Annotated in this window: 10 protein-coding genes; 3 read left to right on the top strand and 7 right to left on the bottom strand. The window is 65.8% G+C overall.

What is annotated here, in order from left to right:
- Positions 1-67 precede the first annotated feature (67 nt).
- A complete protein-coding gene (locus AC3RCP_RS21890) occupies positions 68-1720 on the bottom strand; it encodes a cyclic peptide export ABC transporter (RefSeq protein ID WP_492570872.1) in 1653 nt (550 codons plus the stop codon).
- 186 nt (positions 1721-1906) lie between these two features.
- On the opposite strand from AC3RCP_RS21890, the gene AC3RCP_RS21885 reads away from it, so the two are divergent.
- A complete protein-coding gene (locus AC3RCP_RS21885) occupies positions 1907-2770 on the top strand; it encodes a formyltransferase family protein (RefSeq protein WP_114762320.1) in 864 nt (287 codons plus the stop codon).
- Between the two features lie 52 nt (positions 2771-2822).
- Here the strand turns inward: AC3RCP_RS21885 and pvdO are convergent, their stop codons facing one another.
- The 3 genes from pvdO to pvdM are packed head-to-tail and all read right to left on the bottom strand — an operon-like array spanning position 2823 to position 6521.
- Positions 2823-3716: a dihydropyoverdine dehydrogenase gene (pvdO, locus tag AC3RCP_RS21880; protein WP_492570873.1), complete on the bottom strand. Its 894-nt coding sequence runs from the start codon at positions 3714-3716 to the stop codon at positions 2823-2825.
- Positions 3717-3761: 45 nt separating this feature from the next.
- Positions 3762-5060 carry a pyoverdine-tailoring periplasmic protein PvdN gene (pvdN, locus tag AC3RCP_RS21875; RefSeq protein ID WP_492571085.1) on the bottom strand — a complete coding sequence of 433 codons (1299 nt, stop codon included), beginning with the start codon at positions 5058-5060 and terminating at the stop codon, positions 3762-3764.
- A gap of 36 nt (positions 5061-5096) precedes the next feature.
- Positions 5097-6521 (bottom strand): pyoverdine-tailoring dipeptidase-like protein PvdM, encoded by a 1425-nt coding sequence (gene pvdM / locus AC3RCP_RS21870; RefSeq protein WP_087091756.1) that lies wholly within the window; start codon positions 6519-6521, stop codon positions 5097-5099.
- 207 nt (positions 6522-6728) lie between these two features.
- On the opposite strand from pvdM, the gene pvdP reads away from it, so the two are divergent.
- Positions 6729-8351 (top strand): pyoverdine maturation tyrosinase PvdP, encoded by a 1623-nt coding sequence (pvdP, locus tag AC3RCP_RS21865; protein WP_492570874.1) that lies wholly within the window; start codon positions 6729-6731, stop codon positions 8349-8351.
- A gap of 113 nt (positions 8352-8464) precedes the next feature.
- Here pvdP and AC3RCP_RS21860 read toward each other — a convergent pair whose 3' ends face one another.
- The 3 genes from AC3RCP_RS21860 to AC3RCP_RS21850 are packed head-to-tail and all read right to left on the bottom strand — an operon-like array spanning position 8465 to position 13028.
- Positions 8465-9874 carry an efflux transporter outer membrane subunit gene (locus tag AC3RCP_RS21860; protein WP_492570875.1) on the bottom strand — a complete coding sequence of 470 codons (1410 nt, stop codon included), beginning with the start codon at positions 9872-9874 and terminating at the stop codon, positions 8465-8467.
- Between the two features lie 7 nt (positions 9875-9881).
- Positions 9882-11855, bottom strand: a complete 1974-nt coding sequence (locus AC3RCP_RS21855) for a MacB family efflux pump subunit (RefSeq protein WP_492570876.1) — start codon at positions 11853-11855, stop codon at positions 9882-9884.
- The gene (locus AC3RCP_RS21850) at positions 11856-13028 is read right to left on the bottom strand and encodes an efflux RND transporter periplasmic adaptor subunit (protein ID WP_007930104.1); all 1173 of its coding nucleotides are present in this window, start codon (positions 13026-13028) and stop codon (positions 11856-11858) included.
- Between the two features lie 333 nt (positions 13029-13361).
- On the opposite strand from AC3RCP_RS21850, the gene AC3RCP_RS21845 reads away from it, so the two are divergent.
- A complete protein-coding gene (locus AC3RCP_RS21845) occupies positions 13362-13844 on the top strand; it encodes a sigma-70 family RNA polymerase sigma factor (RefSeq protein WP_037035587.1) in 483 nt (160 codons plus the stop codon).
- Positions 13845-13876 lie beyond the last annotated feature (32 nt).

Genomic DNA, 13876 nt, shown 5'->3' with positions numbered 1-13876 from the left:
GATTGTTAATGCTAGTAATTCTCAGTTCTGTCTGTATGACGCACCAGTGGCCATAAACCGGAAACAATCACGCCGGTTGCAGATCAGTCATCACTTTGCCGGCCTTCATGCGCACCAGCTGGTCGGCGATATCGAAGTAACGATCGTCGTGACTGATGACGATGATGGTCTTGCCCAGGCGCTTGAGGTCCGGCAGCAGCTCGGTGTAGAAAATCCGCCGGAAGGCCGGGTCCTGGTCCGCCGCCCATTCGTCGAACACCAGCACCGGGCGCCCTTCGAGCCAGGCATTGACCAGGGCCAGGCGCTTGCGCTGGCCGGTGGAGAGGTCGGTGGTGGTGAAGGCGCCATCCTTGACGCTGACCTTGTGCGCGATTTCCAGGCGGTCCAGGTATTGGCTGGCGCTGTCCAGTGACTGCTGGCCGCCGCCCTGGACCAGGTCGTCGAACAGGTAGTAGTCGGCGAACACGGTGGTGAACAGCTGGCGGTAGTCGTCCCGGGTCGGGTCGGTCACGGCCTCGCCGTTCAGGCGTATTTCCCCGGCCTGGGGTGGGTAGAGTCCCAGCAGCAGCTTGATCAGGGTGGTCTTGCCACAGCCGTTCTCGCCGACGATGAACACGATGTCGCCCTGCTTGATGTCCAGGTTGATCGGCCCCAGGTGGAACGGCTCGCTGCCTTCCACCGCGGGCGGGCTGTAGCTCACGCCACGCAGTTCGAGGCTGTGCACCACGGGTTTCGGCGCTTCGGTAGCGTCCAGCAGCAGGTGGGGTTCGGGGGAAGAGAAGCGCTGGGACAGCTCGCTGATGCGGCCGAAGGCGATCTTCGCCTTGCCCACCACCGGCAGGTAGGACACCAGGTTTTCCAGCGGGCCTTTCATGTACAGCAGCACCAGCACGAAGCCGGTGATCACGGTCGGGTCCGGGTTCGGGTTGTAGGCCTGCATGGCCAGGGCCAGGCCGATGACCACGAAGAACAGCATCGAGCCGAAGGTCTTGGCCAGGATGTAGATGTTCACCGAACGCACCTGGATCGAGGCGATGCGGTCCGCGGTTTCCCGGATCCGGTGGGTGTTCATCCGGTAGCGGCGCGGGCGGTGCATGCGCAGTTCCTTGGCGCCCGAGGCAATGGCGTTGTAGTAGCGCTGCAGTTCGTCTTCCTGGTCGCGGGCCAGGTCGAAGCCGCGGATCCCCTTGCCGCCGGCCACGTACTGCACGCTGATGCCGATGATGATGGCGACCACCATCATCAGGAACATCGGCACCGACAGGTACGCCAGGTAGCCCAGGCAACCCAGGGTGACGGTGGCGGCGATGGCCAGCGGGGTGAAGGCGAAGGAGAAGTCGCTGATGGTGTCGACGTCGTGGGTCAGCACCGGGATCAGGCGGTGGGAGCGGTAGCGCTCGATCTGGGTGATGGGCGCCGAGAGCACTTTTTCCCCCAGGTCCTTGCGCAGAGCGGCGATGATCCGCTGGCCCACGTAGTTGGTGCCGATATCCGAGACGATCGAGCTGGTCAGGGCCAGCAGGCACAGGGCGGCGAAGGTCAGCACCACGCCCTGGGTCATGCCGGTCGCCGAGTGCAGGGCGTTATTGATGGTGGCCAGCAGCAGGGTGATGGCCAGGCCGCCTACCATGCCCAGGGCCACGGAAATCACCACAGTGGTACGAAAGGGTCTGAGCAGGGCGAGCAGTCCGTGAAAGGCTCCGCGCTTGGGGTCGGTCATAAGGGGTTCCCGGCAGTGAATGAAGGGTCGAGGCACAAAGACCCGTACTCATGACAGACGAACCGTTGGCGGGAGTATTTAGCGCGGCCGCGGGCGTGGATAAATTGCCTGGCGCCTGATTCGTTCTTGTTTTGCAGGTGCACGCGTAACGACGTCGTGCCTGGCCCATTCAGCGAGAGCGAGCAAATGACGAAAAAGAATCTGGTGTATGTCTGGTCCCTGAGGAACGCGGCGGCCGACAAGGCCGGGCAGCCGGTGGCCTACAAGGATCACGAGCGCTACATGAAGTCGGTGCTGGAGTTCCTGGTGGAGACGCTGAACCAGACGCCCCTGGGCGACGCTTATAACCTGGTCGGGGTGGTGTATGACGACGACGAGCAGTCGCCACGGGACCGGCAACTGGTGAGCGACTACGGCTTCGCCTATCAGCCCGGCCGGCAATGGCTGTACCCGGCGGACCTGCGCGTGCAGGGGCGCCTGGTCAATGAGCTGCTGCTCAGCGTGCCGTCCACCTATCGCCGCCATCCGCGCGGCTCGGCCGAGCACATCGCCGGCAAGCAGGATTTCGAGCGTCGCCTGCACGACACCTTGGTGGAACTGAAAGCCGACATCGTGGTGCTCGACGGCCTGCTGGTGATCCTCGACGAGTTGGTGCGTCCGGGCGCGCCTTTCGCGCGGCGGATCATGAACATCCATCCGGGCATCACCCGCCTCGAGTCGCCCTACGAGCGCCGCGGTGCCTATGCCACCTGGAATGCGCTGTACGGCGCCCGTGGGCAGAAGGTGGTGGACTGGACCACCCGGGAAACCGAGCCGGTCGAGCCGCTGTACATGACCGGTGCCTCGTTCCACTACGTGGACAACGGCATCGATTCCGGCGAGGTGTTCCACGACGTGCTCAACACCGAGATCGCGCCCGAGGACACCATCCTCGAACTGCGCTGGAACAACTTCAACAACAGCCTGTTCCCGGCCTTGCATGAGGGCCTGGCGCTGCTGGCCGAGACGCTGCGCGAGCAGCCGGTTGGCGAGTCCCGCGCCGGCGCCTGAGGCTCGCGGCGGTCAAGCGCGGCATCGCGCTTGACCGCCGTCGATCGGCCTCTTATTTGTGGCCGGTGCCAGGCTGTTCCAGCTCACGGGCTACGCGAAAGCCCAGGAAGTCGCCGCGAACCTCGCGCTTGCGGCTGTTGCGGTTGCCCGAGCGGGAGAACACCGGGGCCTCGCCCCAGTCGTTGCCGCGAATCTGCGCGTCGAGACACACGCCGCCCGAGTCTTCCATCCAGGCGCTGCCATCGGTGGGCGCGCCGACATAGTCGGGGTGCCAGCAGTCGGCGACCCACTCATAGACATTGCCGTGCATGTCATACATGCCGAAGGCGTTGGGCGGATAGCTGCCCACCGGGGAGCTGTAGCTGTAGCCGTCCTTGGGGCCGTAGGTGTTGGCGTGCTTGCTGATCTGGTACTGGCCTTCTTCATCGAACGGGAAGGGGAAGGAGCCGGTGCTGCCGGCGCGCGCGGCGTACTCGCGCTCGGCCTCGCTGATCATCCGGTAGTGCTGGCCGGTCTTCTTCGACAACCACTGGGCATAGGCCTGGACCTCGGCATAGTCGACGCAGACCGCGGGCTGGCGCGGGCCTTGTTGATAACGCGGCTTGCTGGCCTGGCACAGGCGGCCGGGCCGGTCGTCGCCGTCCTTGATCACCGTGCCGGTCTCGCGGATGTAGGCATCCAGCTCGCCGGCGGTCACGTGGAAACGGCTGATGGCGAAGGGCTTGCTGAAGGTCACCTTGTGCTGCGGGCCTTCGTCGGGTTCCCTGCCGACCTCGCCTTCGGGGGAGCCCATGACGAAGCTGCCGGCGGGCAGCACCACCATTTCCGGGCAGTTCTTGCAGTCCTTGAACACGCTGCCGGGCTTGGCGGGTTCGGCGGCCTGGGCAGTGAGGCTGACCAGGCAGCCGAGCAGTGCGGCGAGTGAGGAGCAGGCGATAGGTTTCATCATCAATAACCTTGTGCGATGTAGAGAAAAGAGGTGGACGAGGGCTCAGGCGGTCTTGCCGCCACGCAGTCGCTTGCCCAGCAGGTCCATGGCGCGGTCGATATCCGCCTCGCTGTTGAGCAGGCCAGGCGCCATGCGCACTACGGGTCCCGCGTCGCGGTCCACTGCATCCACCAGGACGCGGTTCTCGATCAGCCAGGCGGAGGTGGCGTCGGTGTCCAGGTTCGGGCCACGGAAGAAGGTGAAGCCGGCGGACAGCTGCGGGCTCAGGGGCGTCACCAGCTCGATGCCTGGCAGTTCCTGCAGGCGCTGCTTGAGGTAGCTGTTGAGTTGGTGGATGCGCGCCTGGACGTTGGCCTTGCCCAGTTGCATGTGCAGTTCGAACGCCTGGTCCACGGCCCAGCGGTGTTCGAAGCTGTGGTAGCCGCCAGGGGTCATGGTGGTGGCGAAGTCCTGGTTCTCGGAGAAGGTCGCCACCATCGGCGTCAGGTGCTCGAGCTTTGCCGAACGCGAGCAGAAGATCCCGGTGCCCCGCGGGCCGAACATCCATTTGTGGGTGCCGGCGACGAAGAAGTCGCAATTGAGGTCGGCAAAGGTGACGTCCTCCACCCCCAGGCCGTGGACGCCGTCGACGCAGTAGAGAATCCGCTCGCCCTCGTCGCGATTGCGGTTGTGCTGGTCCACCAGCTTGCCGATCTCGCCGATCGGCAGCTTCACGCTGCTGCCCGATTGCACCCAGGTCATCCCCAGGACGCGGGTGTTGGGGCGGATGCTGCGGTCGATATTGCCCAGCACTTCGTCGATGGAGACCTGGTGGGGCGACTTGAACAGCTCGATGGTGCGCACCTGGGTGCCGTCGCGCTGGGAGCGGTACTTGAGTGCGTTGCGGGTCGAGTAGTGTTCATGCACCGTGGTCAGTATTTCCTGCCCGGGGCGCACGTGGATGCCGCCATACATCATGGCCAGGCCTTCGGTGGTGCTGCCGGTCAGGGCCACCTGGGCGGGCTTGATCTGCAGGTAGCGGCCGACGCTCTCGCGCACCTGGGCCTCGTGCTTCCAGGTGTACTGGGTGTCGTAGTCCATGGCCATGGCCGGGTTGCGATCCAGCACCGCGCGGTACTGTTCGATGGCCTCGCGCACGGGCCTGGGGTGCGAGGTGATAAGGAAGTTGGCCAGGTGCACATAGTCCGGGTCGAGGTCGAACAGCTGGCGCAATTGGGCCCATTGCTGGGGGCTGGTGGCGGGCGTGGCGGCGGCCCGGGCCTGGCCGATGGCGAAGCTGCCCAGGGGCAGGGCGGCGGCCAGCAGGCCCGCGTGCTTGAGGAAGGTCCGGCGATTGGTCACGGGAGGGTTCTCGTTCAGGGTTCGGTCGGTCATGGTTCAGTCGGCGACGACGGCGTGTTCGGTTAAGGCATGCTCGACGGCACGATCGACGGCATGTGCGACAGGTTGCGCGGTGGGTTGCGCCGGTTTGGCGAGTTTGCGCACCTGTTCCCAGACGCGCAGGTAGTTCTCGCCCCAGAGCTTGGCGATCTCGATGTCGGTGTAGCCGCGCTGGATCAGCTCGGCGGTGACGTTGCGGTTGTCCGCCACGCTCATCCAGCCGTTGACGCCGCCGCCCTCGTTGAAGTCCGAGCTGATGCCGACGTGATCGATGCCGATCTTTTTCACCGTGTAGTCGATGGCGTCGACATAGTCCTTGAGGCTGGCTTTGGGCTCTTCTTCAAGGATGCCGTACAGGGCGCTGGCGTACTCGCCGAAGCGCTGTTCCGGCCAGATGGTGATGACCGAGTCGCCCGGCATCAGGGCGTTTTCCAGGCCTGGCAGCGGGGCCAGGTCGAAGCGCTTGCGCAGGGCGTTGAGCTTGTCCAGGGTCGGCTGGCTGAGGGGGCGCAGGTAGGTGGAGAAACCCACGACCTGGACCACCCCGCCGGTGGCCTTGATGACCTGCAGCTCCTTGTCGCTGAGGTTGCGCGGGATGTCCACCAGGGCCCGGGGCGCGGAGTGCGAGGCCACCAGCGGCGCGCGGGTCAGGGCCGCGACATCGTCCAGGGCCTTGCTGGACATCTGCGAGACGTCGATCACCACCCCCAGGTCATTGAGCCGGTGCACGGCCTGCTTGCCGATCGGCGAGAGGCCGCCGAGGGCGTCCCGGGTGTCGTTGAAGAACGGCAGCGGGCGCGAGGAGTCGGCCCAGTCGTTGTTGCCCACATAGCTGAAGCCGAACAGGCGCATGCCGCGGGCGGCCCACTTGTCCAACTGGTCGAGGTCGTCGCCCATGGCATAGGCATTGAGCAGGCTGACCACCACCGCCAGCTTGCCTTCGGAGGCGATGCGGCGCAGGTCGGCGGGGGTATAGGCGATGGCTACCTGGTTGGGGAAGTCGCGCACCAGGCCCTGGATGATCCGGTAGCGGGTCTCGCGCTGGTGCCGGGCTTCTTCGACGAAGCCGGCGGTGGGGCGGTGCGGGGCGTTGGGGCCGTTCCACATTTCCGGCCAGGCGAGAATGCTCAGGGCCACGCCGGACATCCTGCCGCGACCGGCCTTGACCAGGTCGAACTGACGATGGGTGTCCTTGTCCGCCTCGGTGCCTTCGGTGCCGAAGTCCAGGGGCACGGTGACATGGCTGTCGAAGGAGATGATGCGCTCCTGCAGGTCGTTGGCGCGCTTGACGATGTCGCTGGGGTAAGACACCCGGCCTTTCCAGTAGTAGTGCCAGGCGGCTCCGGTACCGACACCGAGTACGGCGACAATAAGTACCAGCAGGCTCAGGTAGAGGGTTTTCTTACCAGGTAATTTGATCATTGCTATCCCAGTCGCAGGCGGGCTGATGACGGGGTCGGGGCTGCAAGCGCAGGGCTTCCAGGTCCGACCTTTTGTGTACATCTATCCGCGATAAACGAGCTGGCCGGCGGCAAATTTAGCGGCCCGGGAGTGGCTCGCCGGTAAATTTCCGTGCAAATCCAACGTTCTAGCTAGATGCGTGACGCGCCACTGGATATAGGTAGAGCGATGAGGTTTTCGAGACGAGGATTTTTGACCGGTCTGGCGGTGACGGGGGCGGCTATTCCTGTGGCGCTCTACACCCGCAAGGAGTTGCAGCGCCAGGACGTGCGCCGTCAGGAAGAGCTGGAAATCACCCCGGGGGAAGCCAAGCTGGAAGTCGCCCTCGATCCGGGCGTGCGTCTCGCCGATCACCTGCGGGGCATCTGGGATATCGAGTTTTTGGACGCCCAGGCACCGCTACCGCGTCGCGGCTGTGAGCTGGTGCTCGATGTCGGTCCGACCGGGCGCGGCCTGCGCGGCTTTCTGGGGCATCCGCAAAGCCTGCGCGGTGACGGTCCGGTGGAGTTTCGGGTGCAGGGCGAGCTGGCGGCGGTGGACGCCGCGAAGTTGTGCTGGCGGCTGTTCGCCGCAGGCCAGATCGGCGGCGCGCCCAGCCATGAGTGCCAGGTGGCGCTCGACGAGGTCTGGGCGAGCTGGGGCAATGCCGGCAGCGGCACCCTCAGCGGCAGCCTGCAGTCGTTGCAGGTCTCGCCCCTGGCGCCGGTGTCCGCGGTGCGCTTCGTGGCGCGCAAGCGGGCCTTTCCCGCGGCCCGGGAGCAGAACGGCCTGAGCCCTGAGTTGCTGGCCTGGCTGGTGTCGCCGCAGCATCGCCTGTTCCACCAGCTCTGGCATGCCTCCCGGGATCGCTGGCATTCCTTGCCCAAGGACAAGCAAAACAGCCTGCGGGGGCTTGGCTGGCAGCCGGGACCGCTCAAGCACGAGCGCGATGCCCGTGGACGACGCAAGCATCGCAACGCCTCGGGAGTCGACTTCCTCTTCATGCACCGGCACATGCTGTTGCAGGCCCGTTCGCTACAGCCGGACCTGGTGTCCTGGCAGCATCTGCCCTTGCCGTCGCCGCGCCTGGAGCAGGATCGCCAGGGCTTTATCCGCTACTACGAAAACCACGACGGCTGCTCGGTGCCGCCGGCCTGGATCGCCGACGACGATGAAGAGTTCACCCGATGGCTGCATGGCTTGAAGAGCGACGCGGCCTTCTATGGCAATTTCCAGGTCTGGGAGTCGCAGTACCAGGACCCCGAATACCTCAGCCGTCTGACCCTGGGGCAGTTCGGTTCGGAGGTCGAGCTGGGCCTGCATGACTGGTTGCACATGCGCTGGGCCGATGTCGCCCGGGACCCTGCCAACGGCATGCCGGTCATGGAGGCCCGGGTTTCCTCGGACTTCGCCGGACGCTGGTACCTGGTGCAGAACGACTTTCTCGGCGACCCGTTCTCGTCCCATGTGCATCCGATGTTCTGGAAGTTCCATGGCTGGATCGACGACCGCATCGACGATTGGTTCCGCGCCCATGAGCGCTTCCATCCCGGCGAAGTGCTGCGCCGCGAGGTCAACGGTGTGCCGTGGTTCGCGCCCGGGCGCTGGGTCGAGATCGACGACCCCTGGCTGGGGGCCTCGACCCATGGCTGCGGCCCTTTGGGCAACGCGCCTGGCGAGATGTCGCTGGAGATGGACCAGGAGGTCATGAAGCTGGCCCTGCGTATCGCCCTGAGCCGTGACGAGGAGGTGCCACAGCTGCTCAAGCGGGCACCGCGGCGTCCCTGGTACGCCCAGCACCTGAAGTTGTGAGCCGGTAAGGCCGCGGCGCGGGTCCTGTCGCAGGGCCCGCGCCGTTGTGTTTTCTGGAGCGCTTTATTGGGAGACTCTGTTATTGAGAGGCTCTTTATTTACAGGCTCTGGGTTCAGAGACTCTTGGTTTCGAGCGTCTTCCAGCCACCGCCCAGGGCTTTGTACAGGGCAATGCTCGACTGCACCCGGGACAGTCGCAGTTGCACGTTCTGGTCCTGGGCGGCGTACAGGGTGCGCTGGGTTTCCAGCACGGTGAGCAGGTCTTCGGCGCCAGCCTGGTAACGGCTCTGGGCGATTTCGAAGGCCCGCTGCGCCTGATTCAGTTCTTCGCCTTGCCATTGCCGCTGCTGGTCCAGGCCGCGAATGCTGTTGAGGGCCTTTTCCACATCGGCGAAGCCATTGATGATCGCCCCGCGGTAGCTTTCCAGCAGTTCCTGCTGGCGTGCCGTGGCCCTGTCGCGCTCGGCGCCCAGGCGGCCGTTGTTGAAGATCGGTGCCACCAGCGCGGCGGTCAGGTTGTAGAAGGGGCTGCGTAGCACGTCATCGAATGTGTTGGCGCCGGAGCCGAGGTTGGCGGTCAGGGTCACGTTGGGCAGCATCGCCGCCCGTGCCACCCTGACATCCGCCCTGGCCGCCGCCAGCCGGGCTTCGGCGCTGGCGATATCAGGGCGGCGGGCCAGCAGGTCGCTGGGCACTCCGGCATCGATGTCCGGCCAGTTCAGTTGGGCGAAAGGCTGGTCGCTCAGGGTCAGGCTCTGCACTGGCCGGCCGAGGAGGGCGGCGAGGGCGATCAGGGCTTCTTCGGCCTGTTGCCGGACCTGCGGCACCTGGCGCTGCTGGGCCGCCACCAGGCTTTTCTGCTGGGCCAGCTCGAGGGCGGTGGCCGAGCCCGCGTCGTAGCGGGTCTGCACCAGCCTGAGCACGCTCTGCGCATTGGCCAGGTTGAGCTCGGCAATCCGGCCCTGTTCCCGCAGCGACAGTACCTGGGCGTAACTGTTGGCCACGCCGCTGAGCAGGGTCAGTTCCACGGTGGCCCGGTCGAACTCGCTGGCCTGCAGGCCCAGCAGGGCGCTGTCCCGGGCGGCGCGTTTGCCGCCCCAGAAATCGATTTCATAGGTGGCGCTCAGGCCGGCATTGAAATAGTCCACGGCCTTGTTGTTGCTGTTGGTATCCAGCTGGCTGTAGCCGCTGCCCCGCAGGAGCTTCTGCCGGTTGGCGTTGAAGGTGCCGTTGACGGCGGGCAGCAAGGGCGCGCCGGCAATGACGGCGCTGGCCTGGGCTTGCTGGACCCGGGCCATGGCTGCCGCCAGGTCGTGGCTGCCGGCGCGGGCTTCGGTGATCAGGCGGTCGAGTTCCGGGCTGCCGAATTGCAGCCACCAGCGTGGATCTTGCTGGCGCGGCGCGAGGCTGGCGGCGGAGTGCCAGGCGGCGGGGGCTTGCAGGCCGCTGTCCGGGCGCGGCGCCGGGCTGCTGCAGGCGGCCAGCGCCAGGCTGGCGGCCAGGAGGGTCAGGTGCACTTTCATAGGTCGATCATTCACTGGTAAGGGCCTTGACCGGATCGAGCCGGGCAGCTTTACGGGCTGGCATGAAGCCGAAGGTGACGCCGGTGATCAGGGCGCAGCCGAAGGCCCCCAGTATCGCGGCCAGGGAGAAGGCCACGGCCACCTCGCTGAGGATCAGGATGCCGCCGATGATCAGCGCCACGCCGATGCCGGCCAGGCCGCCGACCACCGAGAGCATCACCGCCTCGGTGAGGAACTGGCGCAGGATGTCGCGCTGGCGGGCGCCGGTGGCCATGCGGATGCCGATCTCCCGGGTGCGTTCGCGCACGGTCATGAGCATGATGTTCATCACCCCGATGCCGCCCACCAGCAGCGAGATCGCGGCGATGGCGCCGAGCATCAGCGACAGGGTGTTCTGGGTCCGCGCCTCGGCCTGGATCATGGCGGCGTTGTTGGTCAGTTCGAAGTCGCGTTTGCCGCCGTGCATGCGCAGCATCAGTTCGTCGATTTCGCGTTCGGTCTGCTTGACCTGGCTGGCATCGGCGGCGGCAATCGCCACGTACTGCGGGTTGTGGTCGCCGAACAGACGGATGCTGGCGGCGGAGTAGGGCACGGCGATGCGGTCGTCGCTGTCGCTGTCGCCGGAACTGGCGCCCTTTTCCGAGAGCACGCCGACCACCTGGAACGGCACGTTCTCTATCAGGATGTATTGGCCGATGGGGTTGGCCACGTCCTTGAGGAGTTTTTCCCGGACCTTGTGGCCGATCACCGCCACCGCCGCCGCCGAGCGTTCGTCGGCGTCGCTGAAGTAGCTGCCCTGGGCCACGGGCCAGTTGAAGATCTCCGGGAAGTTGGTGTCGTTGCCACCCACATAGCTCATGTAGTCGGCGTTGCCGAAGCGGACCCCGGCCTGCGCGCCATTGACCGGCATGATGCGTTTTACCTGGGGCAGGTTGGCCAGGGCCGCGACGTCGTCCAGGGTGACGATGCCCTCGGGCGTGCGCGGGTTGGGCGAGTAGCCGCTCAAGTAGATGATGTTCGAGCCGAAGGCGCCCATCTGCGCCATGACCTGGCGTTTGCTGCCTTCGCCCACCGCCAGCATCACCACCACCGAGGCCACGCCGATGACGATTCCCAAGAGGGTCAGGGCGGTGCGGAAACGGTTGATCCACATCACCCGCCAGGCCGCCTGCACGGCATCCACCAGCTCGCCTTTCCAGGCGCCGTTGGGTTCGCTGCCGTCGGCCAGGCGCTGGCGCAGGTCCACTGCCTGCAGGGCGCCGCTGTTGGCGCTGACCTGGACCTCGGGGTGCTCGTCGGCGGTGTCGCTGATGATCTCGCCGTCGCGGATTTCAATGATGCGCTTGGCCCGCGCCGCGACTTCGCGGTCGTGGGTGATGAGGATCACCACGTGGCCCTGGCTGGCCAGTTCGTCGAGCAGGCTCATGACCTCGGCGCCGCTGTGGCTGTCGAGGGCGCCGGTGGGTTCGTCGGCGAGGATGATATGGCCGCCGTTCATCAGCGCGCGGGCGATCGACACCCGCTGCTGCTGGCCGCCGGACAACTGGTGCGGGCGGTTGCCGGTGCGGCTGGCCAGGCCCAGGCGGTCGAGCAGGGCGGCGGCGCGGGCGTGGCGCTCGGCCGCCGGGGTGCCGGCATAGATCGCCGGCATCTCGACGTTTTCCTGGGCCGAGCCAGAGGGAATCAGGTGGTAGCCCTGGAACACGAAGCCGAAGGCCTCGCGACGCAGCCAGGCCAGTTCGTCGCTGTCCAGTCGGGCGACGTTTTCCCCGGCGAACAGGTACTCGCCCGAGGTCGGGCGGTCGAGGCAGCCGAGGATGTTCATCAGCGTCGATTTGCCGGAGCCGGAGGCGCCGACGATGGCGACGAACTCGCCGGCGTGGATCGACAGGTCGATGCCACGCAGCACGTCCACTTGCGGCGTGTCGCCGCCGCCATAGGATTTGCGGATGCCCTTGAGGTCGATCAGCGGGGTTTGCATTCAGCCTCCGCTGCTTTGCGCGGGACCGATCAGCAAGTGATCGCCTTCGGCGAGGCCGTCCAGGACCTGGATGCGCAAGCGGTCGCTGATGCCGACCCGTACCTTGCGCTCCTCGATCGAGCCGTTTTTCGCCACCACCCGGGCCAGCTGGACGCCGCTCTCGGTGCTGCCCTGCAGGGCGGCGATCGGCGCGGTGAGAACGTCCTGCGCGCGCTCGGCGACAAAAAACACCTGGGTGGTCATCTCGGCCATCAGCGCGTTGTCGGCGTTATCCACATCCAGCAGCACGGTGTAGAGCACCACCCGGCCGCTGCCGCTCTTGCTCGAACTGTTGGGGCTGCCGCTGCCCTGGCTGCTTTCGTTCAGCGGCTTGGGCGGGATCGGCAGGATCTGCCGCACGGTGCTGGTCCAGCGCCGGGCGCCGCCGCTCAAGGTGGTGAAGTAGGCGGTCATGCCCGGCTTGACGTGGCCGATATCGGCTTCGGAGACCTCGGCCCAGACGGTCATCGGCGACAGCCGGGCGATGCGCAGGATCAACGGCGTCTGTTGCTGGGCGTTGAGGGTCTGGCCTTCGCGGGCGTCCACCGCGACCACGGTGCCGGACATCGGCGCGTAGATCCGCGTATAGCCCAGCTCGGCCTGGTCGCTGCGCAGGCTGGCCTGGGCCTGGCGGATCTGCGCCTGGATCATGTCGATCCGCGCCTGGGTGGCCTTGAGTTCGGCGCGGGCGGTCTGCACGTCTTCGTCGCGGGTCGCGCCGCCGGCGGCGAGGTTCTGCTGGCGCTGGTACTTCTGCCGGGCCAGTTCGTTCTGTGCCCGCTGCTCTTGCAATTGGGCCTGCAGGTTCTCGATGGAGAAACGGCTGGCATCGAGCTTGGCTTGCTGGGTGGCGGGGTCGATCTCCACCAGCAGCTGGCCTTCCTTGACCGGGTCGCCGGCCTCGACGTGGATCTTGCGGATCTGCCCGGACGCCTGGGCACCGACATCCACGTAACGCCGCGGTTGCAGGGTGCCCAGGGCGGTCACGCTGCTTTCGATGGTGCCGCGGCTGACTTGTACGGTGGCGAGCTGGTCGCGCCCCGGCGGCAGGAACTGCCAGGTGGCGAAGGCAACGACAGGAATCAGACACAGGGTGACAAGCAGGGCGCGTCGGGTATGACGGGGACGTTTCATGCAGGGTTCCGGCCAATGGAAGTCGGCCCGTCGTCCGGCCTGGCCCAGGGGGTGGGCAGGGCTGGAGGCTGCCGCCAGAGCGACAGATACGGGGAGCTGTCAGGTAGACGAGAAGCGCCGGAGGGAATTTAAGTCATGACACATGGCGTTACAGGTGCGGGGTTACAGGTTAGGCGACGAAAATAAAACCGGCGAATCGACACAGCACTTTAAATCTATATGAGAATTACTATAAATTACGCCACTTCTAAACTGCCATCATCGAATCGCCTGCCCAGGGGCGGAGTGCCAGTTGTGCTCAAGGACAAAAGCCGCGTATCGCGGTCGGGAGTCATGTTGGAAAACTACTATCGCGAGCTGGTGTGTTTCCTCAACGCCAAGCTGGGCAACCTGCAGGTGGCCGAAGATGTGGTGCATGACGCTTATGTGCGGGTGCTGGAGCGTTCCAGCGACACGCCGATCGAGCAACCGCGGGCCTTCCTCTACCGCACGGCGCTGAACCTGGTGATCGACGGCCATCGGCGCAATGCCTTGCGCCAGGTCGAATCCCTGGATGTGCTCGACAACGAAGAGCGCTTTTTCAGCCCCTCGCCACACACCTGCATCGACCATGGCCAGCGCCTGGACATGCTGCAACGGGCGCTGGCGGAGCTGCCGGCGCTGTGCCGGGAAAGTTTCCTGCTGCGCAAGCTCGAAGGCCTGTCCCACCCCGAGATCGCCGAGCGCCTGGGGATTTCCCGCAGCCTGGTGGAGAAGCACATCGTCAATGCGATGAAACATTGCCGGGTGCGGGTCCGGCAGTGGGACGCCCATTGATCCTTCTTTGTTAAATTTTTTTTCACTGTCCT

Source organism: Pseudomonas sp. GW822-FHT05A08 (genome assembly GCF_058800485.1).
This window is presented reverse-complemented; position numbering and strand designations above follow the sequence as displayed.